The 24,126-nt window shown below is 34.1% G+C and carries 21 protein-coding genes and 3 tRNA genes; 15 read left to right on the plus strand and 9 right to left on the minus strand.

The window, feature by feature from the left end; translation table 11 throughout:
- Window positions 1–99: 99 nt before the first annotated feature.
- The 4 genes from ACY0M5_RS17975 to ACY0M5_RS17990 form a co-directional block, all read right to left on the minus strand.
- Window positions 100–1,143 (minus strand): FecR family protein, encoded by a 1,044-nt coding sequence (locus tag ACY0M5_RS17975; protein ID WP_124991058.1) that lies wholly within the window; start codon window positions 1,141–1,143, stop codon window positions 100–102.
- Window positions 1,144–1,238: 95 nt separating this feature from the next.
- Window positions 1,239–1,832, minus strand: coding sequence for an RNA polymerase sigma factor (locus ACY0M5_RS17980; RefSeq protein WP_461630129.1), 594 nt, complete (start codon window positions 1,830–1,832; stop codon window positions 1,239–1,241).
- A gap of 365 nt (window positions 1,833–2,197) precedes the next feature.
- The gene (locus ACY0M5_RS17985; RefSeq protein ID WP_461630130.1) at window positions 2,198–2,374 is read right to left on the minus strand and encodes a hypothetical protein; all 177 of its coding nucleotides are present in this window, start codon (window positions 2,372–2,374) and stop codon (window positions 2,198–2,200) included.
- A 299-nt stretch (window positions 2,375–2,673) separates the two neighbouring features.
- Window positions 2,674–2,757, minus strand: a tRNA-Leu gene (locus tag ACY0M5_RS17990).
- 149 nt (window positions 2,758–2,906) lie between these two features.
- Between ACY0M5_RS17990 and ACY0M5_RS17995 the strand changes: the two genes are divergently transcribed.
- The 5 genes from ACY0M5_RS17995 to ACY0M5_RS18015 all read left to right on the plus strand — a co-directional run bounded on the left by ACY0M5_RS17995 (window position 2,907) and on the right by ACY0M5_RS18015 (window position 6,610).
- A complete protein-coding gene (locus ACY0M5_RS17995) occupies window positions 2,907–3,455 on the plus strand; it encodes a hypothetical protein (RefSeq protein WP_461630131.1) in 549 nt (182 codons plus the stop codon).
- Window positions 3,456–3,622: 167 nt separating this feature from the next.
- Window positions 3,623–4,069, plus strand: coding sequence for a thioredoxin family protein (locus tag ACY0M5_RS18000; protein ID WP_225441293.1), 447 nt, complete (start codon window positions 3,623–3,625; stop codon window positions 4,067–4,069).
- A gap of 3 nt (window positions 4,070–4,072) precedes the next feature.
- Window positions 4,073–5,131: an FAD:protein FMN transferase gene (locus ACY0M5_RS18005; RefSeq protein WP_461630132.1), complete on the plus strand. Its 1,059-nt coding sequence runs from the start codon at window positions 4,073–4,075 to the stop codon at window positions 5,129–5,131.
- Window positions 5,109–5,336 carry a DUF4266 domain-containing protein gene (locus ACY0M5_RS18010; protein ID WP_101308891.1) on the plus strand — a complete coding sequence of 76 codons (228 nt, stop codon included), beginning with the start codon at window positions 5,109–5,111 and terminating at the stop codon, window positions 5,334–5,336. Before ACY0M5_RS18005 ends, ACY0M5_RS18010 begins: the two co-directional genes overlap by 23 nt.
- Window positions 5,321–6,610: a DUF3570 domain-containing protein gene (locus tag ACY0M5_RS18015; protein ID WP_461630133.1), complete on the plus strand. Its 1,290-nt coding sequence runs from the start codon at window positions 5,321–5,323 to the stop codon at window positions 6,608–6,610. The genes ACY0M5_RS18010 and ACY0M5_RS18015 overlap by 16 nt, the downstream gene beginning before the upstream one ends.
- A 134-nt stretch (window positions 6,611–6,744) precedes the next feature.
- Here ACY0M5_RS18015 and ACY0M5_RS18020 read toward each other — a convergent pair.
- The 3 genes from ACY0M5_RS18020 to ACY0M5_RS18030 form a co-directional block, all read right to left on the minus strand.
- A tRNA-Gly gene (locus ACY0M5_RS18020) sits at window positions 6,745–6,817 on the minus strand.
- A 59-nt stretch (window positions 6,818–6,876) separates the two neighbouring features.
- Window positions 6,877–6,949: transfer RNA gene (locus tag ACY0M5_RS18025), tRNA-Gly, on the minus strand.
- Window positions 6,950–7,144: 195 nt separating this feature from the next.
- Entirely contained in the window at window positions 7,145–9,358 is a 2,214-nt protein-coding gene (locus tag ACY0M5_RS18030) for a S9 family peptidase (RefSeq protein WP_461630134.1), read from the minus strand.
- 307 nt (window positions 9,359–9,665) lie between these two features.
- On the opposite strand from ACY0M5_RS18030, the gene thrS reads away from it, so the two are divergent.
- The 7 genes from thrS (at window position 9,666) to ACY0M5_RS18065 (ending at window position 16,014) form a co-directional block, all read left to right on the plus strand.
- On the plus strand, window positions 9,666–11,618 hold the full coding sequence (gene thrS / locus ACY0M5_RS18035; protein ID WP_156194657.1) for a threonine--tRNA ligase: 1,953 nt from the start codon (window positions 9,666–9,668) through the stop codon (window positions 11,616–11,618).
- Between the two features lie 21 nt (window positions 11,619–11,639).
- Window positions 11,640–12,194, plus strand: a complete 555-nt coding sequence (gene infC / locus ACY0M5_RS18040; protein WP_124991148.1) for a translation initiation factor IF-3 — start codon at window positions 11,640–11,642, stop codon at window positions 12,192–12,194.
- Window positions 12,195–12,237: 43 nt separating this feature from the next.
- Complete coding sequence (gene rpmI, locus ACY0M5_RS18045; protein ID WP_442358280.1) at window positions 12,238–12,426, plus strand: 50S ribosomal protein L35; 189 nt, start codon at window positions 12,238–12,240, stop codon at window positions 12,424–12,426.
- A 93-nt stretch (window positions 12,427–12,519) separates the two neighbouring features.
- Window positions 12,520–12,873, plus strand: coding sequence for a 50S ribosomal protein L20 (gene rplT / locus ACY0M5_RS18050; RefSeq protein ID WP_101308885.1), 354 nt, complete (start codon window positions 12,520–12,522; stop codon window positions 12,871–12,873).
- A 231-nt stretch (window positions 12,874–13,104) separates the two neighbouring features.
- A complete protein-coding gene (gene dapB / locus ACY0M5_RS18055; protein WP_461630135.1) occupies window positions 13,105–13,818 on the plus strand; it encodes a 4-hydroxy-tetrahydrodipicolinate reductase in 714 nt (237 codons plus the stop codon).
- A gap of 55 nt (window positions 13,819–13,873) precedes the next feature.
- Window positions 13,874–15,262: a signal peptidase I gene (gene lepB / locus ACY0M5_RS18060; RefSeq protein ID WP_124991150.1), complete on the plus strand. Its 1,389-nt coding sequence runs from the start codon at window positions 13,874–13,876 to the stop codon at window positions 15,260–15,262.
- A 104-nt stretch (window positions 15,263–15,366) separates the two neighbouring features.
- Window positions 15,367–16,014 (plus strand): WbqC family protein, encoded by a 648-nt coding sequence (locus ACY0M5_RS18065; RefSeq protein ID WP_461630136.1) that lies wholly within the window; start codon window positions 15,367–15,369, stop codon window positions 16,012–16,014.
- On the opposite strand, the gene ACY0M5_RS18070 is transcribed toward ACY0M5_RS18065, so the two are convergent.
- Window positions 16,003–16,437, minus strand: coding sequence for an NUDIX domain-containing protein (locus ACY0M5_RS18070; RefSeq protein WP_461630137.1), 435 nt, complete (start codon window positions 16,435–16,437; stop codon window positions 16,003–16,005). The two genes, ACY0M5_RS18065 and ACY0M5_RS18070, sit on opposite strands and share 12 nt — an antisense overlap.
- A gap of 35 nt (window positions 16,438–16,472) precedes the next feature.
- A complete protein-coding gene (locus ACY0M5_RS18075; protein ID WP_461630138.1) occupies window positions 16,473–17,267 on the minus strand; it encodes a C40 family peptidase in 795 nt (264 codons plus the stop codon).
- Between the two features lie 189 nt (window positions 17,268–17,456).
- Between ACY0M5_RS18075 and ACY0M5_RS18080 the strand changes: the two genes are divergently transcribed.
- From ACY0M5_RS18080 to ACY0M5_RS18090, 3 genes are all read left to right on the plus strand, one after another.
- The gene (locus tag ACY0M5_RS18080; protein WP_124991153.1) at window positions 17,457–19,580 is read left to right on the plus strand and encodes an HD family phosphohydrolase; all 2,124 of its coding nucleotides are present in this window, start codon (window positions 17,457–17,459) and stop codon (window positions 19,578–19,580) included.
- A gap of 302 nt (window positions 19,581–19,882) precedes the next feature.
- Window positions 19,883–21,535 carry a dipeptidyl-peptidase 3 family protein gene (locus ACY0M5_RS18085; RefSeq protein WP_461630139.1) on the plus strand — a complete coding sequence of 551 codons (1,653 nt, stop codon included), beginning with the start codon at window positions 19,883–19,885 and terminating at the stop codon, window positions 21,533–21,535.
- Between the two features lie 161 nt (window positions 21,536–21,696).
- A complete protein-coding gene (locus tag ACY0M5_RS18090) occupies window positions 21,697–24,045 on the plus strand; it encodes a TonB-dependent receptor (protein ID WP_461630140.1) in 2,349 nt (782 codons plus the stop codon).
- Window positions 24,046–24,126 lie beyond the last annotated feature (81 nt).

Below are 24,126 nucleotides of genomic sequence, written 5' to 3' on the forward strand. Positions count from 1 at the left end.
TCTTAAAGTTAAATTCTAATTAATCGACAGGGCAGGTAGTGCAAATACCTCCCTGTTTTTTTTATAACATTGTCATAGGCATTTTTTTTGTTTTATATTTTATTTTAACCACATTTCTATTTTCTTTTTTAGGAAAGTGCTGTCTGGTTGTTGTAGTCTTTTGTGAATTTTATACTGTATGGGAGCCACAGTTGATAACATTTTGCAAATATCTTCGAGATTTTCATCTTGAAATGAAGCTCTGAATATAGAGGCTTTCAACGCATCACCATGAAGAATTATTTCCACATTATATCTTCGTTCCAGTCTTTTTGCTATTTCTGCCATAGTAGCATTCTTAAATACCAGCAATCCTTCTTTCCAACTTGTGTAGCTTTTTGCGTCAATACTTGATTTAACAAGTTTTTTTGTTGATTTGTTATAAATCAGTTGCTGGTTAGGATCAAGTTCCCCTTTCACACTTTCATCTTTACCAAGAACAATTACTTTTCCTCTTTCCAAGATAACCCCGGTAGTTATATCATCATCATATGCATTCACATTAAATTGAGTACCCAATACCTTAACATCAAGATATGGAGTCAGTACCCTAAATCCATCCGAATTGATATGTACAACATCAAACCAGGCTTCGCCGGACATCTCAACTTTCCGATTCTGTGCAAAATTGACTGGATATTTAATGGAGGATCCGCTATTCAGCCATCCTTGAGTTCCATCCGGCAACTGGAATTTCACTCTGGATCCAATTGGAGAATGAATTTCAGCCCAGGATTCAACCTTTTTAGGAGAATTAATTGAAAAGTAAGATAAAACACCGACGGTAATTAAAGCAGGAATCAGTAAAACAACGGCAATTTTTGAGAATACATTGTAAAACGATTGAAAGACAGTTTCTTTTATTCTGCCTGTACTATTTATATGATCATGCAAACGGTTCAAAATTCCAGCCAGGCGTTCCTTGTTATCCTCAGTCGGTTTAGTTTCATTCCACTCCACCTCCATTTGTTTCTTTAATTCTTCATTACACTCTTCATTTTTGAAATAAGAGGATATGGATAAATAGTCATTGAATGAATATTTACCCGATAAAAAGCGATTTAATTTTTCCCTATTTGTTTGCATGATATCTATAATGTCCATTTAAGCGAAATATCCACTATCGGAAAAGGTGAAAAAAAGATAAAAAAATCAAAAAAGACACATATGACGCTAAATATAAGCATGTTATATTTTCATTAAATTGAAACAAAAAAAGCAAAAAAGAGTGCTCCATCCAATTTTCTTTTTGAAAGTTCTTTTAGAATTTGCTTCTGGGCGGAAGCCAACTGATTTTCTACGGTGTTAGGAGAGATTTCAAGTTCTTCGGCAATTTGTTTAATTGAAAGTCCGTAATACTTTCTTTTGATAAAAATTTCTTTACGCCTTTTCGGTAAAGCATCAATAATTAGCTCAACTTTTTCAAGAAGAAATTTATAATCTATCGTTTTATCCAGATTGTTTTCCTCTTTAAGTAATGAATAAATCAAATCATCTTTAAAAGCATTATCCTTAGATTTTTTGATGAAGTATTTCTTAATAATATTATAGGCTATTGTGAAAATATAAGCATTAAAAGAATGTTCTGGTTTTAAACCATCTCTTTTATCCCAAATATACAGAAACACCTCCTGTACAACCTCTTCGGCCTCTTCACTTGACTTTAAATATTTAACAGAGAATTTGAATAAACGTGAAGAATACTTTTTAAATAAATCATCAAATGCATTTGTATCTCCACTCTTCAATTTTTTCACAGAATGATAATCTATATGTTGAATTGACGAGCTCATGATTTGTTGTTAAATTTTCAAAATGCCAATTTAAAGATAAAATAAAAACATACAATACAAAGAAATGCCAACTAAAAAAGAATCAATTCTGTGTTTTTAAAAGTATTTTAGCAACTTAATAAATAATACTATTCATTTAACTACTTTCAGACTTATGAAACACTTCCAATAATAATGAAATTGTATTTTGTATACTTTCTGACTATTTCAATTTACTGAAAATAAAACCCTTGCATAGACACAGACTTAAGATATGATTATCTAATAATTATGAAAGAAGAACATTTACAAGAGAGTTTAAACTGAATTATTTTCAATAAGTTCACAAGGAATAAGTACATTAAAAAAGGTCTTTAAAAATCCGATCATTGAATTAAAGATCTTTCCTGATGCTTTCCTTCAGTCAATAAATAATCGGTAAATTGCCTTGCTGTTTTAGGAATAAAAGCACGTCTTCTAAAAAAATCATGTAAGGTTTTGCGATCATATTCCTTTTCCGTTTCATCGGTAAACGGATTCAACTCCTCTTTTATCTTTAACAAGCAAAGTACAGCATCGAAAAGTTCATTCTATTATACGATCTTATTTTGATTTGTGATGGTTGATATCACCGCGAAATTGAAATTGTTTACGATCACCTGTATTGGGGTCAGTAAATCGGAATGCAACGAACCATAACTTTTTAATGTTTCGATCAGTTGGAAACAATTTAGGCTCTGAATATGTGTTTTTCATTGCGTAGGTTTTCAAAAAAAGTAATTGAACTTTTGATTGAACCTAACGCCAGCACGTTGGGGAACGTCTTATAAACAGAGAGTTACCTCTCTATTTATCTTAATTGTGCCCAGGAAAAGACTCGAACTTTCACGACCATACGGCCACCAGCCCCTCAAGCTGACGCGTCTACCAATTCCGCCACCTGGGCAAGGGCTAGCAAAATTAACAAAAAAGATACAAATGCAAAGCGAAATTAAACATTCATAAAATTTCTAAATAAAATTAATCACCCGTTATTCATTGTTCTTTGGAGATGAAATTCATTTTCTATCTTTGCAGGATATTATTACAGAACACATGGCAGAAAATAAAAAGGATTACTCCTACTTAGATAAATTGGCAATTCAACCTGAAAAATGGAATGAATTAAACAAAAATGAATTTCAAGTGATGACATTCAGAACCTGTTTTTTATATGGCGAAAGTCAAAATAAAAAGATGATCCCTGTTCTGTTCCAAATGTACGATCACCTTCAGTCGAACACCAGCAGTGTTGAAAGAATTAAAATGCTGACTGCTTTAAGTGCTTCCATCCGAAAAAATAAACCAAAAGCGATTATGGCTTTGTTTCCTTTTATTCAAGTTGAAGAAGAAGGAGATGTAATACGAACAGCAAGTCAATTTTTCGTAAACCTATCTGTTATATCCAACAAAGAATATAGCTCCGGAGCCAAAATCTTAATAGAACTAGTAAAAGATGCTCCCATAGATCGCAACTCAGCCTATATACTTCTTGGTCTTCTGGATATTAACAATGATAAAATTGATAAATTAGTTTCTCTCCTCAAATCAGTAATTGGAAACGAGGTTAAAAGCATTTTACACAACAACGGCGTTAGCCTGTAGATGCTTTAAATTTCACCACTAACAACAGTTGTAATCTAAATATATATCTTTTTGCATCTTTTAACAATTAAAATACATCGCACAAGACATATTTTTCATAGATTTGATTTATTAAAAATAAATACTGAAATTAAAGCATCTATTACCTATAATAAATAATTATTTTTATGAATAATCTTTTAAAAACATCGCTACTGTTTATTTGCTTAACATTTTTCTATGGTGCATCCGCAATGGCACAAAACAATTTGGAAGAAGCCTTGCAAAAAGCAAAAACTGAAAATAAAACCATATTCCTTAACTTCTCTGGTTCGGATTGGTGCAGATCCTGTATTCTGCTAAAAAAAACAATTTTAAATACAGATGAATTCAAAAAATTTGCAGAAAAAAATTTAGTCATCCTAGATGTAGACTTCCCTAGATTGAAGAAAAATAAATTATCGAAAGAGCAAACTGCGGTTAATGAATCTTTAGCCGCCAACTACAATTCAAAAGGGCAATTCCCAACCGTCATTCTAATGAATTCGGATGCAAAAGTCATCGGGAAAACCGGATACAAAAAAATATCACCAAAAGAATACATTGATCACATCCAATCTCTTATCACACAGTAAAGTATGAAACAATTTGGCATTTTACTGTTTCTGTTGACAAGAGTCTTGCTTTCAGCTTCATCTCAAAATAATAAATCGTATACCGAAGTATTGCTACTGATGGGATCTCGTTTTGAAATGACAGCTGTAACAAGTGATGAAAATCAAGCCAGACTGGCCATAAAAACAGGTATTGATGAAATTAAACGAATTGAGCTCCTAATCTCATCATGGGATGCAAATTCACAAACCAGTAAAATAATTGCCTATGCTGGAATCAAACCCGTTGTGGTCGATCAGGAACTTTTCAATTTGATTCGTCGATCGATTAAAATTTCTAATCTTACCCATGGTGCTTTTGATATTAGTTACGCCTCAATGGATAAAATATGGAAATTTGACGGCAGTATGAAAAGCATGCCCGATTCAGTATCTGTTACTGCTTCAGTCTCAAAAATAAATTACAAAAACATTATTCTTGATGAAGAAAAACACAGCGTATTCCTAAAAAAAGCAGGAATGAAAATAGGCTTTGGAGCTATAGGTAAAGGATATGCTGCAAATAAGGCTCTTGAATTGATGGCGAAAATGAATTTAGACGGAGCACTTGTAAATGCATCAGGAGATTTAATTAGCTGGGGAAAAGATGAAGGTGGTAAAGATTGGAAAATTGGTATCACAAACCCCAAGAACAAAAACCAGATTTACTCCTGGTTAACAATTGGAGAAACAGCCGTTGTAACATCAGGAAACTATGAGAAGTATGTTGAATTCAATGGTATAAAATACAGTCATATTATCGATCCAAGAACAGGTTATCCTGTGAAGGGCTTAAGCAGTGTTACAGTTATTTGTCCCAATGCAGAACTGGCTGATGCTCTGGCAACCTCTGTTTTTGTTTTAGGAAAAGACAATGGACTTGAATTAATTAATCGGTTAAATGGTATTGAGTGCATTTTAGTCACTGATGATCAAAAACTGATTACTTCAAACAATCTAAAACTGGAATATCAGAACGACAACAAAAAAAATAATTATCAAATACAAATTGGAGAAACCAATGAAAAACAAAAGGAAAATTAACTTAGTCATCATGGGTTTATTTGCGATGATTGCAATGAACAGCTGTGTTTCAGTAGCAGCTTATCAAAAAACCTATTTAAATGATGAAGAAATGGCACTTCAGGCCAAAAAACTTGAAGTTTACGAATCAAACTTCCAGGCTTACCGAGAAGGTGCGGCAGGTGCCAATGGAGGAAAATCAGGAGGAGGATGCGGATGCAACTAAAAACTATTTTATCCCTAACATTGCTATTATCAGTAGTATTTGCAGTAAATGCCCAAACAGATAAAAACAGCATCGACGACAAACAAGAAAACAGTCGTAAAAAAGTAAAATCATCGGAAGATTACAAAGAGACCGAAGTGGATTTCCTGCTTAACTACTACGAGCAGGATGGCGATCATTCTCCTGTTACCGGCGGACAAGGAACCGAAGAATTAACTAATATAGCCCCAAGCTTTGTGGTTCACATTCCTGTTGATTCCTTATCAAGCCTGGATTTAAATTTTGGTATTGATATCTATTCCTCAGCTTCGACTGACAATATCGATTACCTTCAAACACACAAAACATCTGCTTCGAGTATGGATGCAAGAGCTCATATTAATGCATCTTATTCTCACACTTTAGCTAATTCGGGCAATGCTTACAGCGTTCTAGCCGGATTCTCGCAGGAGTTTGATGTTAGCTCATATCATGCAGGTGGTTCATACACCATCAATTCTAAAGATCAGAACAGATCTCTTACCATTGACGGATTGTATATGAGCGATAAATGGAAATTACTTTATCCTGTTGAAACAAGAGGAACATCAAAGGCGGATCTTAAAGATGATGTCCGCAATACTCTTAAATTTGGTTTATCTTACTCTCAAGTAATCAATAAACGTTCACAGGCCTTATTTTCAATGGAAGTAGTTTCACAAAGCGGACTATTGTCAACTCCTTTTCACCGGGTATTTTTTGATAATACGCCCAATTATCCCAATACTCTGGCTGAACTAACTCAATACAGCAATGTTGAGAAATTAGATGATAGCAGAATAAAAATTCCAATCTCGATAAGATGGAACTACTATTTAAGCGATTTTATCCGATTAAAAACCTTCTATCGATACTATTCTGATTCATGGGGAATCTCAGCTCATACGGCAAGCATAGAACTTCCAATGACGGTAAGTCCATCGTTTATCGTTTCGCCGTTTTTTAGATATCACAATCAAACTGCTGCTGATGATTTCTATAAGTTCGGACAAGCCAGCGCATCAAACACCCCTGAATTTTATACTTCGGATTACGATTTATCGGATTTTAACAGCTATAAAGTTGGTGTTGGCTTTCAATATTCACCTGTTATGGGAATTTGCAATTTTAAATCTCCTCTGCGGAAAAATAAAACTGGTCAATTAAAAAGAATTGGATTGCGAACTGCCTACTATGACCGTAGTGATGGTTTAAATGCCTGGTTAGTTAGTTTAGATTTTGGATTCACATTCTAACAACTGATATATTATACCAATTTAATAGTGAATGGACTGCTTCTATAGTAGTCCATTTTTTTTGATTCAAAAATACCATCCAAATTATAGGGCATAAAAAAAACTGTTCCATATTGATGAAACAGTTTTAACTGAGCGAGAAACGAGACTCGAACTCGCGACCCCAACCTTGGCAAGGTTGTGCTCTACCAACTGAGCTATTCTCGCATTTCCCTTTTAACAAAACCCTGATTACTGAACAAAAGGATAAACTTCAATAATCGTTGAGCGAGAAACGAGACTCGAACTCGCGACCCCAACCTTGGCAAGGTTGTGCTCTACCAACTGAGCTATTCTCGCATATTAATAAGAACCGTTGCTCTTAACATCAGCGTTGCAAATATAGATATTCCAATGCTTTTGACAAGAGGTTTTCAAAAAAAAATATCAAAAAAAGAATACAAACACAGCTAAAAAACTGACTATTTGAGCAAAAGAAAAGAGGAAATCATCAAAAACAATTTCCTCTCTCCAATTCATTCGCCACTTTACCGACTATAAATTAACTTTTAAAAACTTATTGAATCGATTATACAAATGCAATCTTGTTTTCCCACCATATATACTATGATTCCTATTGGTATACACCTGCATTTCAAATTGCTTATCTGCCTGCACCAAACGTTCAGTCAACTCATATGTATTCTGAATATGAACATTATCATCTGCCGTTCCGTGGCAAAGCAACAGTGATCCTTTCAATTTATCAACATGATTAATTGGTGAATTATCATCGTATCCTTTGGCATTTTCCTGAGGTGTTCTCATAAATCTCTCGGTATATACAGAATCGTAATACCTCCAGTTCGTTACCGGAGCAACGGCAATTGCAGCCGCAAATACATCACTTCCCTTCTCTAAACAAAGAGTAGACATAAAGCCACCATAACTCCATCCCCAAATAGCTATTCTATTTTCATCTATAAAGCTTTCCTTAGCCAAACTAAGGGCTGCGGATATCTGATCGTCTGATTCCAACCTTCCCAATTGCATGTAGGTGCATTTTCTAAACATTTGTCCCCGGGCACCTGTACCTCTAGGGTCCACACAAACAACAACATATCCTTCCTGAGCTAAATACTGATACCAATCAAAACTCCACGAATTAAGAACACTTTGTGAGTTTGGCCCACTATATTGTGTCATTACTACAGGATATTTTTTCGAAGGATCAAAATTAAATGGCTTTATCATCCATGCATTCAGCATCGTCATTCCATCAGCAGCCGGAAGCATTGTGAATTCTTTTGGCAAATACTGATATTCCTTTAATTTGGCAACCAACTCATCGTTGCTTTCCAATACCCGAATCATTTTACCCTTACTATTAAATAAACTAACAGTATTTGGCTGAGTAACACTTGAAAAATAATTGATATAATATTTAAATCCGTTACTAAAAACAGTATTATTAGTTCCTTTCTCAGGAGTTAGTAATTTTTTTGCTGTTCCATTTAATTTTACGGAATAAACATTTCTATCCATTGGTGATACTTCGGCAGATTGATAGTAGCAAACCTGATTTTTTTCATCAAAGCCTAAAAAATCGGTTACATCCCAATCTCCATTTGTAATTTGCTGTACCGATTTACCCGTGGCCATGTCATACAAATACAAATGATTGAATCCATCCTTCTCGTCCAAATAAATAAAATGCTTTCCATCATTCAAATAGGTTAAATAATCAAAATTCCCTTCCTCTATGTAATATTTATTCTCTTGTGTATACATTATATTCGAACTACCGGTTCTAGCATTAGCAAGCAACAGTTCCAATTTATTCTGATGACGATTCAATCGATAAATACTTAGCATTTTAGGATCCTGAGTCCATTTAATGCGGGGAATGTACTGATCCTTCTCCTCACCCACATCCATTCTTTTCGTAATTCGGTCTTCAATATTATAAACAAACACCTCAACCGTTGAATTCTTCTCTCCTGCTTTTGGGTATTTATAAGTATAATTTTCGGGATACAAAGCATTCTCTTTTATCTGTGGATATAAACCTTCGAATTTGTTCATATTGAACATCTTTACATCGCCTTCATTAAATTTCATATAAGCAAGAAACTCACTATCGGGAGACCATTCAAAAGCCCTGTTAAATTCAAACTCTTCCTCATAAACCCAGTCAGGTGTTCCGTTTTGTATCTTATTCCATTCCCCATCCTTTGTGATTCTAATTTCAGAACCAAACAAAACATTATGAATATACAGATTATTATCACGAACAAAAGCAATCCGATTGCCATTCGGCGAAAAAGTAGCCAAACGCTGCTTTCCATTCTTCGACAAAGGAACCAACTCTCTGTTTTTAAAAGAGAACACAAAATAATCAGCAGTAAAAGAACGTCGGTATATGCGCTCCGGATTTGTCATTAATAGAATACGGCTTTCATCAGCACTAAACTCATATTCATTAATGCTCTTTATTTCCACATCTTTTATTTGATTCAAATTCAACAAAGTATCTACAACCTTTCCCGTAGCATAACTGTATTTCACAATTTTAGTACCACCTTCTTCTAATGTTGTGTAATGAATACCATCTTTCATCGATAGTAATCCTTGAACAGATTTCTGACTAAAAGTGCCGTTAAGCATCAAATCCTCCATGCTTATCTTCTGATTTTCAGTCTGTGAAAAAGACAAAAAACCAAAACACATAAGGATGCAGAAAGTTAATATCTGTCGACTTATCTTCATAATTTTAAATTTTAGTATCGGTTGTTTATTAATCTCTCAAAGATTCCACTTTTTTACAGAAAAGAAAAATTACTACTTGATAATTATTTGTTATCACGCATCATTTGTTTAGATTTCACTAATTGTCATTCTTCCTTATCGGGTAAAAAGACTACTCCGCTTCCAACTGTTAAGAATAAAACCGTAAAAAATTTCAGACATTATTCTTACAACACACAAATATTGGCAAGCAAATTCATCTGAAAATTAAGGAGAAAGTTATATCTTTGTGGATTGAATAAAAAAAACAAATTTTTAAAATTATATAATGATTAAAATTACATTTCCGGATAATTCTGTAAAAGAGTTTGAAGCAGGGATTTCTGGCCTTGGTATTGCCAGAAGTCTAAGTAACAGCCTTGCCAAAGAAGTTTTATCTATAACTGTAAATAATGAAATTTGGGATATCTCTCGTCCAATAAACGAAGACTCAAACATTAAATTACATACTTGGGATGATGCTGAAGGTAAGTATGCGTTTTGGCATAGCTCAGCTCACCTTATGGCAGAAGCATTGGAGGCATTATATCCTGGAGTGAAATTTGGTATTGGTCCGGCTATTGAAATGGGCTTTTATTATGATGTTGACTTAGGAAACGGAATGGTTCTTTCCGATAAAGATCTTCCTAAAATTGAACAAAAAATGCTCGAACTTGCTCGAAACAAGAGTGAATATCAGCGTACAGATGTTACCAAGGAAGAAGCTATTTCGTTTTTTAAAGAAAAAAACGAAGAATACAAACTGGAGTTAATCAATGATCTGGAAGACGGCACCATCAGTTTCTACAAACAAGGAAATTTTACTGACTTGTGCAGAGGACCACACTTGCCTAACACCAGCTATATTAAGGCCATCAAATTAAACTCTATTGCGGGAGCTTACTGGAGAGGTGATGAAAAACGCCCGCAGCTTACACGTGTTTACGGAATTACTTTCCCTAAAAAGAAATACCTTGATGAATACGTGATAATGATGGAAGAAGCCAAAAAACGCGACCACAGAAAACTTGGGAAAGAAATGGAACTATTCACTTTCTCTCAAAATGTGGGTCAGGGAATGCCATTGTGGTTACCAAAAGGTGCACAGTTAAGAGAAAGTTTAGAAACTTTCTTGAAACGCGTACAGAAAAAATTTGGATACGAGCAGGTTATTACTCCTCATATTGGAAACATAAACTTGTACAAAACGTCAGGTCATTACGAAAAATACGGTGAAGATTCATTTCAGGCAATTCAAACTCCTCAAGAAGGAGAAGAATATCTGCTAAAACCAATGAACTGCCCGCATCATTGCGAAATTTACAAATTCAAACCTCGTTCATATAAAGATCTACCTGTTAGATATGCCGAATTTGGTACTGTATATCGCTACGAACAAAGTGGAGAATTACACGGCTTAACCCGTGTTAGAAGTTTCACACAAGATGATGCTCACTTGTTCTGTACACCAGATCAATTGAAAGATGAATTCAAGAAAGTTATCGATATCATTTTCATTATCTTTAAGGCACTAAACTTTACAGACTACACTGCTCAGATATCTTTACGCGATAAAGTAAAACGTGAAAAGTATATTGGTAGTGACGAGAATTGGGATAAAGCAGAACAGGCTATTATAGAAGCTGCTGAAGAAAAAGGCTTAAATACCGTTGTTGAATATGGCGAAGCCGCTTTTTATGGTCCGAAACTCGATTTCATGATTAAAGATGCAATTGGCCGTAAATGGCAGTTGGGAACCATACAGGTTGATTACAACTTACCGGAGCGTTTCGAGTTAGAATACGTTGGCAGCGATAATCAGAAACATCGCCCGATCATGATTCACAGAGCTCCATTTGGTTCTATGGAACGATTTGTTGCCGTTTTACTGGAACATACCGGTGGTAAATTCCCTTTATGGCTAACACCTGAACAGGTTGTAATTATGCCAATTAGCGAAAAATATAACGATTATGCCGAAAAAGTTTTAAATTCGTTAAATAATTCCGATATTCGCGCCGTATTAGATGATCGCAACGAGAAAATTGGTCGGAAAATCCGTGATAGTGAGTTGAAAAAGACCCCATATCTTATAATTGTAGGCGAAAAGGAAGCGACCGAAGGTACAGTTTCTGTTCGCAGACAAGGAGAAGGTGATTTGGGCTCTCAAAGCATTCAGGAATTTACAGATTTTATAAATAAAGAAGTAGAAGATCAAATGTCTTCTATTGAACAATATTAACTTAATTAGGAGGACCTAGACATAGCTGGATTTCAACATAAAAACAACAGGGGGCCAAGAAAACCTCAAGAAGCTCTACACAAAATTAATAAATTAATTAGGGCACGTAGCGTTCGCGTTGTTGGAGAGAACGTAGAACCAGGAGTTTATTCTATTGCTGAAGCATTAAAATTTGCTGAAGATCAAGGATTAGACTTAATTGAAATTTCACCAAATGCCGATCCACCAGTCTGTAAGATTTCTGATTACCAAAAGTTTCTTTATCAACAGAAAAAGAAACAAAAGGAATTGAAGGCTAAAACGGTTAAAGTTGTAGTGAAAGAAATTCGTTTCGGACCAAACACCGACGAACATGATTACAATTTTAAACTAAAGCATGCCGAAAAATTCTTAACAGAAGGTTCGAAGGTAAAAGCTTATGTTTTCTTTAAAGGCCGGTCAATCCTTTTTAAAGACAAAGGTGAGATTCTTTTATTAAAATTTGCTCAGGATCTTGAAGAGCTTGGTAAAGTTGAACAACTGCCAAGATTAGAAGGAAAACGTATGACCATGTTTTTAACACCAAAGAAAAAGTAAAGTAATTTATATATAATCAATAATTAGTTGTACAATGCCTAAGATGAAAACAAATAGCAGTGCAAAGAAAAGATTTACTTTGACTGCATCTGGAAAAATCAAAAGAAAGCACGCTTTTAAAAGTCATATTTTGACTAAAAAAAGCACTAAAAGAAAGAGAAATCTTACTTACTTTGGTTCTGTAAATAAAGCAGACCAGAAAAATGTTAAGTTAATGCTTAACATGTTGTAAAAATCAGTATTTGATTTTTAAAGTTTATTAACCGGGTGATTTAGCAAAAAAAGAGTCCTTAAATGGAACGCTAACATTCTAAAAACAAAAACAATGCCTAGATCAGTAAATTCTGTAGCTTCAAGAGCTAGAAGAAAAAAGATTTTAAAAGAAACCAGAGGTAACTTTGGAGCAAGAGCTAACGTTTGGACGGTAGCAAAAAACACATGGGAAAAAGGTATGCAGTATGCATATCGTGATAGAAAAAAGAAGAAATCAAACTTCAGAGCATTGTGGATTCAGCGTATTAATGCTGCTGCCAGACTAGAAGGTTTGTCATATTCACAATTGATTGGTTTGATGCATAAAGCTAACATCGAAATTAACCGTAAGGTTTTAGCTGATTTAGCAATGAATCATCCTGAAGCATTTAAAGCTGTTGTTGGAAAAGCACAAACAGCTAAATAATATTATAAATTATTTACTTTAGAACGGGATTGTTTTGTACAATCCCGTTTTTTTTGTTTATCTCCTAAATCCAAATGCTTAATGGGGTCTTTATACTGATTATCGAAAAAGCATTTTCAAATGGCACAATAATCCACTTCTGGTAGTTTAATATGCCTTGGATTTATTATTTTTGAAATCATTAAGCAGGAGTAATACTATTAACCATACAAGCTCCTTAAAAAACCACACATGAGAATAGCACTTATTGGCTACGGAAAAATGGGCAAGGAAATTGAACAAATTGCACTAAGCCGAGGCCATCAAATAGGATTAATCATTGATCAGGAAAATCAAGCCGATTTACATGCTGAGAACCTTAAAAATATTGATGTTGCAATTGAATTTACAAATCCTGATTCAGCCTTAGGCAACTATCAGATTTGCTTTGAAGCAAACGTACCCGTTGTATCTGGCACAACAGGATGGCTGGATAAAATAGATTTAATTAAAGAAAAATGTCAGTTAGGAAGTGGCTTTTTCTATGCCTCAAATTTTAGCTTAGGAGTAAATCTTTTCTTCGAACTTAATAAAAAACTAGCGGCACTAATGGCGCCTTTTAGCGAATACAATGCTGACATGGAAGAAATTCATCATATTCACAAGTTAGATTCGCCAAGTGGAACGGCAATTACTTTAGCTGAGGGTATTATTGAAAATCATCCAAAAAAAACAAAATGGATTGAAGCTGCTAGTATGAAGGAAGACGAACTTAGCATATTTGCTAAACGACATGGTTCCGTTCCTGGCACACACTCCATCACCTGGCACTCTGAAGTCGATGAGATCAGCATTCAACATTTGGCTTATAGCAGAAAAGGCTTTGCTCTTGGTGCTGTGTTAGCCGCAGAATTCATGCCTGAAAAGAAAGGTTTTTTTGGTATGAAAGATCTTTTAAAACTATAGTTCAGCACAACAGCTGGAATAAAAAGAAATTAAGTAATCATTTAAAAAAAATTGAATGAGCAGTATACTAAAAAACAAATGGTTTAAATTTTCGATAGCTCTAATCATCTGCCTTTTGATGATTATTTGGATAGGTAATTACTGGCTGATTTTGGGTCTTCCCATCCTTTTTGATGTATACATCAGTAAAAAAGTACATTGGGCTTTCTGGAAAAAAAGAGGTGTAAAAAAACAAAGTGCAACAGTAGAATGGGTTGACGCAATTATTTTTGCAGTTGTTGCTGCAACCATTATAAGAATGTTCTTTATTGAAGCATATACAATTCCTACTTCATCAATGGAGAAATCTTTGTTGGTAGGAGATTATCTTTTTGTGAGCAAAGTAGCATACGGGCCAAAAATCCCAAACACTCCGCTATCCTTTCCTTTTGCGCATCACACAATGCCATTAACCAAATCAACTAAATCGTATCTGGAATGGATTCAATGGCCTTACAAACGCCTTGCCGGGATCAGCGAAGTGAAAAGAAACGACGTTGTTGTATTCAATTTCCCTGCCGGTGATACTATTATCGTAGGCCGAGAAAACCCAGACTATTACACAAATTTAAGAGGTATAGGTGATCAATTTATGTCTGATGACATGAAAAAAGGACGGACTCTTCAGTCAGAGAAAAAATATATTGATATGGCACGAAAGTATCTGGCTCAAAACACAGAAATAGCCACTCGTCCGGTAGACAAACAAGAGAACTACATCAAACGATGTGTAGGACTTCCGGGAGATACTCTATTGTGCATCGATGGTGAATTACATGTTAATGGTAAACCTCAGGACAAAATTGAGGATATGCAGTACAATTATGTTGTTCGCACAAATGGAACTCCTATCAATCCAAGAAAACTGGAAGAACTAAACATTGCCAAAGCAGATATTGACCACAGAGGATCTGATTACAATCTTCCTCTCTCGCTTAGTAAAGTTGAAGAATTGAAAAAATTGAGCAATGTTGTTTCAATTATTAGAAGAAATTCAACTCAAGGTATTTCTGAAGATGTTTTCCCTTTCAGCGACCATTACACATGGAACAGAGACAATTTTGGACCATTAGTTATTCCTAAAAAAGGACAAACAGTTTCCCTTAATTTGGAAACACTTCCTTTGTATGAAAGAGCTATTAATGCTTATGAGGGTAATGATTTAAAAGTTCAGGATTCTACCATTTATATCAATGGAAAAATTGCAACAGAATTTACATTTAAAATGGATTACTATTGGATGATGGGTGATAACAGACACATGTCAGCCGACTCGAGATACTGGGGATATGTTCCTGAAGATCACATTGTAGGAAAGGCTTCATTTATATGGCTTTCATTGGATAAAGACAAAACTGCTTTCAGCAAAATCAGATGGAACAGAGTTTTTAAATGGATTCACTAATCGGCTAAGACTAAAATTATATGAAAGACACCCACTGCGGTGTCTTTTTCTTTTCCTTATTTTTCTATTTTTGTGCTTACGTTTCAACAGCTTCAAAATAATCTATGAAAAACTCCAAAGCCTTACTGACAACATCTTTTTTTGCACCCATTCAATATTACTGTAAATTAATTCAATACCCTGAAATCATAATTGAACAATGGGAGCATTATTCAAAACAATCGTACAGAAACCGCTGCAATATCTATGGAGCAAATGGTGTTTTACCTCTATCTGTTCCGGTTGTAAAGGCAACAAATAAAAAGGTGTTTACTAAAGATGTTAAGATATCATATGATACCAATTGGCAGAAATTGCACTGGAAAGGAATTGAGGCGGCTTACAAATCTTCTCCTTTTTATGAATATTATATTGATGATTTAGAGCGCTTCTTCACTCAAAAATGGGATTTTTTACTTGAATACAATAATGAAATTCAGAAAGAAATATTTGGTATTCTTGAGATTGACCCAATTATTAAATTCTCTGAGGACTTTATTGATTTTGGTACATCTGAATATGATGATTTCCGGGAAAAGATACACCCTAAAGTTTCAAAATTAGAAACAGACGACTCGTTTACAGTAAGAAAATACACACAAGTGTTTGGAGACAAATATGGTTTTATTGAGAATCTGAGTATTTTAGATTTAATTTTCAATTTGGGACCAGACAGTCTAAGCTACCTTGAATCAATCAATTCAAATTTGTAGTTGTTTCAGTAGATCTGACATAATAAAATCGTGATCGAAAGCCAGAGGCGGCAATTTTTCAACAGCATGCCATTTTGCTTGTTTGGCATCATCTTCTCCCTTAACAACCGGCAATTCATCGGACATCATTGCTCCAGTATAAACAATCGATACGGTTCTTCCCCGGGGATCACGGTCAACAGCTCCATACGTCCTGAATTGTTCTAAACCGAAGCCAACAAAACCCGTTTCCTCTTTTAGTTCCCGATAGGCTGCCTCTTCAATATCTTCATCCATATCAACAAAACCACCAGGAAACGCCCACATATCCTGAAATGGTTGATTGGCTCTTTGAATCAGCAATACGTAAAGCACATTATTGGATTTGCAAAAAACAGCACAATCTACAGTTAGTGCCGGCCGTGGATATTGGTAAGTGTACATATAACAGGATTCCTAAAATTGTTACTGAATCGAATCTACTCGTTAATAATTCTTTTAATCACTCTTAACTTGTGCGTGTAACGCTTTTTATCAACATTGAATATTCCCTGATGATCTACATTATCAATACGGACATTGCCCGAAGCATGTATAATTTTATGTCGATCCCAAATAATACCAACATGAGTAATTTTCCCTTCTTCGTTATCAAAAAAAGCCAAATCGCCTGGCAAGGCCTCTTCTACAAAAGTGAGAGTATTTCCAATTAAAACCTGCTGACTTGCATCTCTTGGCAATACAATCCCATTTAGCTTGTAAACAATTTGGGTTAAGCCGGAACAATCAATTCCATACGGAGTTCTTCCTCCCCATAAGTAGGGTGAATTAAAATATTTTAACGCACTTTCGATTATTGAATCACGCAAGTGTTCGGCAGAAGAATTTTCAGAAACCTTGCCTTGATAGAAATAATCCTTATCGGCAATTCTAAATGACTTCTTCTCCAAATCACAAAATGGAAATGAACTTCCAGGTACAATCAATTTATTGGAGTAATCCTGTTCCTGAAAAACCAAATTAAACGTATCATTAGCTACAACCTGAAGCTCCTTATTTAAAATCTGAAAAAGTTCTTCATCAATCGCAGTAATCATTTTAGTATCCACCCAACCTTCGTAACTGTCAAATGCCAATCTGATTTTTGACCAGTTTTCATTCTCTTCAAGAATCTCAAAATGTTCCCCAAACAATAATTGAGTCACCATTTCGCTTCGTTCAGCCGGTTCTTTTCGGACTGGGATAATACTTAGATCGGAAATTCCGTAATTCATTTATTGTTCTATTTTAGCATTCAAACCAAATATAAAGAATAAAATTATGCTTTTACATTTGGTTTCACAAAATTGCCAATAAAATAAGTCTTCTAAAAGAAACAAGGAATAGTTTTCAAGCACAAAATATTACATTATTTTTATAAACAGAATTTCAGTAATAACCGCACTCACAAATAGCAAACAGAAATGAGTAAATACTTCAGGTGGATTCGACAGAATTTAAACAACATCTACAGGTTTTTGATTACATCAATGACCATTATTCTCATCACCCTATTGTTTCCCAATATTGGCAACTTCAAATACGAATACCAAAAAGGAAAACCATGGATGCACGAAACCTTAATTGCCCCTTTTGATTTTGCTCTTTTAAAAACAGATAGTGAAATTTCGCAGGAGAAGGACAGTATTTTGAATAAATTCTATCCTTTCTTTAAAAAAGACACTGCTGTAATTACAGAAATTACGAACAAATTCAATTCTGATTTTGACAAGAAATGGAGTCAATTCACAAAATCCGGTTCGTATAAAAAATTAAATAATTCCAACCAAACTACGGAAAAAGAGTTCTTACGACTCAAAGAATACCTTATTCTTAATCTCAGTAAAATTTATGAATTTGGAATCGCCGATTTTCAAAATGAACAGAAAGAATTAGGCTTCAAACGCCCTGATTTCATAAATAAATCGGTAAATAATCTAAACGAAGTTGTTCCTACTGAAAATATATATACACCCAAAAGTGCATATCAATTTATTTCAAATCAATTAAAAACAGATTTTCCATCTTCAGCATATCAGAGTTTTATTCAGGAGTTAAACATTGATTCTTATCTTTTGCCTAATCTGTTTTACGATGCAGCAATGTCTGAGCAGGTTAAAGCCAGCATGTTGTCCATGGTATCCCTTTCAAAAGGTATTATAGAATCCGGAACCCGGATTGTTCTTGTTGGAGATGTTATAGATGATCACACTTTTCTTGTTTTGGAATCACTAAAAAAAGATTATGAAAATATACTAGGATCGTCGCAGAACCATTATTTAATTGTAATCGGACAATGTATGCTAATTATTTCATGCATCCTTCTGCTGTTTCTTTATCTGCGAAATTTTAGAAAACAGATTTTACATGACAACAAAAAATTACTATTTATACTTTTATTTGTACTGCTCTATGTTGCACTAACAACTCTTGTTCTTAAATTTACTAAAGTTAATATCTACATCATTCCGTTCGCGTTAATAACAATAGTTGTGAGAACGCTGATGGATAGCAGAACTGCCCTCTTTGTTTTTATAATAACGGTTTTACTTACCGGATTTCTTGCTCCAAATGGCTTTGAATTTGTATTCCTGCAACTCTCAGCTGGTATTATGGCAATTTACAGCCTCCCAAGATTAGAGCGTCGTGGACAGTTGGTATTAACAGGAATCATTACCTTCTTAACTTATAGTATTGTCTACTTTGCATTTGCCATAACTCAAGAGTCAAATATCGCTGATATAAAATGGGTGAACTTTATGTTCTTCGCCATAAACGGCTTATTTATAACATTTTCCTACTCACTGATATACATTTTCGAAAAACTATTTGGTTTTCTTTCGGATGTAACTCTTATTGAACTCTCGAATCAAAATCATCCGCTCTTACGCCAACTATTGCAACACTCACCAGGAACCTTCCAACACTGCCTGCAGGTAGCCAATCTGGCCGAAGCTGCTATCAACAAAATTGGAGGAAATCCTTTGCTGGTTCGCACAGGAGCTTTATATCATGATATTGGAAAGATGAAACACCCAGCTTATTTTATTGAAAATCAACTAACCAACTCAAACCCTCATGATAAATTAGATTTTGATAAAAGTGCTCAGATTATAACAGATCATGTTAAATTTGGGGTTAAAATTGCCAAGAAACACAAGCTTCCTCAGCTAATTATAGATTTTATTGAAACCCATCATGGTGCCGGAAGAGTTCAGTATTTCTACACCTCATTTAAAAATAAATATCCTGACAAGGAAATTGATGAAGAAAAATTCACCTATCCAGGTCCGGATCCTTTCACCAAAGAAACCGCAGTATTAATGATGGCAGATTCAGTGGAAGCATCGTCGCGGAGTTTAAAAGAAAAAACGCCCGAAACGATACGTGCCCTTATCGACAAAATAATTGACAAGCAAATTGCTGAAAACCGTTTCCAAAATGCTGATATAACTTTTAAAAATATCAATCAGATCAAAGAAATTTTCACAAATGCTCTTATTAACGTTTATCATGCGCGAATTGAGTATCCAAAAGAGAATGAATAAAAAATTTTAACCTTGTTTCCTCAATAATTTGATTTCAATCTATTTTCAATTGCCTGACAATAGGTTGAAATCAAAATTGCAGTACCCACAACCAACAAACAGAACATAAACATCTAATTTATGGCTATTAAACACACACAAACATCTTGAATTTCTTTTTTTTTCCTATTCATTTTTTTGTAACTTATGACTAAGAGTATTCTTCAAATCGTTTTCAAACGACTTATCCATATTCACTTGTTAAGGAAGCATAAAATTAATATAAGCTAATCACAGTATTTTAAATTCAAACCCTTATTGTTATGAATCGGAAACTGATAATTTTATTTGGATTCATCATTTCGATCGTATTTGCTTTTTCCTGCCAACCCAATAAAAAAACTGAAGAGAAAGAAAAATACGACTCTGTAATGAAACGGAAATTGGCAAACTATGTAAAAGTTCAACTCTCTGCCGATTTAAGCAATCTCACTGCAAATCAAATAAAACTATTTTCTCAATTAATAAGAGTATCAAATGAAATTGATGAAATTTATTGGTTGCAGGCATATGGTGATAAAAATCAACTTTTAAATAAGATTACTGATCCAGACATGAGGGAGTATGCAATGATCAATTATGGTCCATGGGATCGTTTAGATGGATTTGCTCCCTTCACCGATGATTTTCCTCCTCGTCCCTTAGGAATTGGTTTTTTTCCTGACGATATAACTCAGGAAGAATTCTTCTCTTTAAAAAATGACAATAAATACAGCGCATACACAACATTAACCCGTACCGAAAATGGATTGCTAAAGGTGTTACCTTACCACATAGCTTATCAAAGTCACATAAATAATGCTGTTTCAGCCTTACAAAGTGCTGCAGAGCTCTGCGAAACTAAAGATTTTAAGGAATACCTTTTGCAACGTGCTGAAGATTTACTTTCAGATAATTTCGAGAAAAGTGATCATTTGTGGATGAATCTGAAAACCAATCCAATTGATTTTATTGCAGGACCTATTTCGAATACTGAAGATCATTTTATCTGGACAAAATATTCCTACGGTGCATTTATTTTGTTAAGAAATATACAATGGACCAAGGATGTTGAGAAATACTCTTTACTACTTCCTTATTTACAAAAAAGCCTTCCTGTTTCTGATGAATATAAAAATGAAACACCCTCCGAATCGGCAGAAATAGTAATTTATGATGTTTTATACAATTCGGGTTATTGTAATGCTGGTAATAAACTAATTGGGTTGAACCTTCCTATTGGCAACAGTATAACTACCAGTGCTAAAAAATTACATTTCAAGAATGTAATGCAAGCCAAATTTGAACAAATTCTTCAACCGATCACGAATTTAGTTATCGAAGAAAAACAGCGCAAGCATGTTTCATTTAAGTCATTTTTTTTAAACACAATTTTTTACGAAATAAGTGATGGACTTGGAATCTCACAAACTATAAATGGGAAAGGAAGCGTAAAAGAAGCTTTAAAAGAACATTACAATGTAATAAATGAAGTGAAAAATGATGTGCTTCGAATGTTTTTTCTTGGACAACTAACTGATATGGGGCAAATTGATGATGTTGAACTAATGGATAATTACGTTACCTATATGGCTGATGTATTTAGATCTATTCGTTTTGGAGTGAAGGATTCGCAAGGGGTTGCCAATATGATTCGATTTTACTATTTCGAAGAAAATGAGGCCTTTAAATACAACCCAAAGAGTGGCACTTACAAGGTTAATTTTTACAAAATGAAAAAGGCCATAGAATCATTATCAAAATTAGTTCTTGAAATAGAAGGAAATGGTGATTATGAAACAGCTAATCAGCTAATTAAAACAAAGGGGTTTATTCATAATGAACTATTACAGGACTTATATCGAATTCAAAGGGCTAAAGTTCCTAAAGATCTCGTTTACGATCAGGGTGAAAAAGTTATTATTTCGAGTAATTAATTCTCATTTTTTATAAAAAAAGGCATCATAAAGATGCCTTTTTTTATTTCCATTCCGCAGATGAAATATTTATCATATATTTGAATTTTAAACTAAATCCTGAAAATCATACACAAATGATCCGTCTATTTCTTTGTATAATTATTTCACTTCTCTACAATATGAGCACATTTGCTCAAACAGTTAAACTTACCGATTCGAAAACTCACAAACCAATAGAAAATGTATACATATTTGATTCGGAAAAATCAATAATAACAAACAACATGGGAGAAGCAAGCTTGGCTGGCTTCTCAAAAAACAAACTTATTCACTTTCAACATCCTTCTTATAAAAATCTTCAGTTTACTTTTTCAGAAATAGAAAATAAATTATTTATTATCTCCTTACAATCCAACATATTCCCAATATCCGAGGTCGTGGTATCTGCTAATAAATGGGAAGAGAATAGTAGTGAGATACCAATAAAGGTGATACAAATAAACAAAGACCAGATAAAACAAAGTACATCTCAAACCAGTGCAGATTTATTAAAGGAATGTAATCAGGTTTATATTCAAAAAAGCCAATTAGGAGGAGGCAGTCCAATGATCAGAGGATTTGCGACCAACAGAGTTCTCATTGTATTGGATGGTATCCGTCTCAACAATGCCATTTACAGAAGTGGTAACCTTCAAAATGTACTCAATATTGATCCAAACAGTCTTGAATCGGCTGAAGTAATTTTGGGACCAGGCTCTATTATTTATGGAAGTGATGCAATTGGCGGCGTAATGGATTTTCACACGATTAAACCGCGTCTTTCAACTTCTGAAGTCCCCAATATTAACTTCTCGTTCAAATCCAGATATTCATCTGCTAATAATGAAGTAATGAATCATGGCAAATACAATTTTGGAACTTACAAATTGAGTTTAGCAGGTAGTGTTAGCTATTCTGATTTCTCGGATCTAAAAATGGGAAAACACGGTCCGGATGATTACTTGCGACCTCAATATGTTATCAGCAGAAATGACACAGATGAAGTAATCCAAAATCCAAATTCTGAAAATCAAAAACGCAGTGGCTATTCCCAGATCAATGTATTGCAAAAAATACGTTTCAAAGCTTCAGAAACAATGGATTTTCAATACAATTTTCAACATTCCGAAACATCAAACATTCCGAGATACGACAGATTAATACAATATTCAGGTGGTCAGTTAAAATATGCTGAATGGTATTACGGCCCTCAAAAACTTCAATTGCATTCTTTAAAAATTAATAATTCCAAACCAACATTTCTATATAATTCTTTTAAAGTAATAGCTGGATATCAAAACTATCAGGAAAGTAGAAATAGTAGGAAATTCAATTCTTCAACACTGACTAACAGAGAAGAGAATCTTAAAATATATTCCGTAAATGCTGATGCTGAAAAGCAAATAAATTCATTCTCTCAATTGTTTTATGGGAGTGAATGGACTCACAACCGACTAAATTCTTACGGAAATAACACGAATATTTTTTCCAATGAAAAGTTAGAAACATCAAGTCGTTACCCTGATAATTCCAAGTATACCAGTTTGGCATTCTACTCCAACTTAAAATGGAAATTAAACTCAAAATGGATACTAAATACAGGAATACGATATTCTCATGTTTGGATAACATCTAATCTGGACAATCGCTTTTACAATTTTCCTTTCGATAACTTAAATCTTTCCTCTGGTGCAGTAAATGGTGGTATCGGTATAAGTCATTTATCCAATAAAGGATGGTCGCTCAAAATAAATGCTACATCAGGATTCAGAACTCCAAATATTGATGATGTTGCAAAAGTGTTTGATTCGGAACCAGGAAAAGTTGTTGTTCCGAACAAGAATTTAAAACCTGAAACAGTATATAATTTTGAAGTAAACCTGAGCAAAAATTTTTTCAACACCTTGTTCCTTGACTTAAATGGATTCTACTCCTTCTTAGATAAGGCCATGGTTAGGAAAGAATTTTCGTACAACGGACAAACTAATCTAATTTATGACGGCGAGGAAAGCTCAATTCAAGCCATCGTAAATGCAGATAATGCAAAGATATGGGGAGGTAACTTCAGTGCAATTTTGAAGTTAACTGATCATTTTTCAGCCAATACAAGTTTTACGATTACAAAAGGGAAATACAAAGATGGCACCCCTGTACGACATGTTCCTCCATTATTTGGAAATACGTCGTTAACCTATAATTCGAAACACTTAACATCAAAACTAAGCCTTGAATTTAATGATGAAATCAGTTATAAGAATCTTGCTGATACAGAAAGAGACAAAGCCTATTTGTATGCAAAAGACAAAAATGGAATGCCCTACTCCCCTTCCTGGATGATTGTAAGCTTTAACAATGAAATTAGAATAAGCAAAAAGCTTATTGCTAATATAAGTGTGGAAAACATCTTAAATAAGCGATACCGACCTTATTCATCTGGAATTAGTGCTGGTAGCAGGAATTTTATATTTGGAGTTTCTTATGAGTTGTAATCAATAAATTCATTTGGAAAAAATCCTTTATCCTTACATTATGACATAACTCTTAATAAATTGAGATGACTGAAAATAATA

Origin of the sequence: Labilibaculum euxinicum (genome assembly GCF_963678175.1) — a bacterium.
GTDB classification, from domain to species: domain Bacteria; phylum Bacteroidota; class Bacteroidia; order Bacteroidales; family Marinifilaceae; genus Labilibaculum; species Labilibaculum euxinus.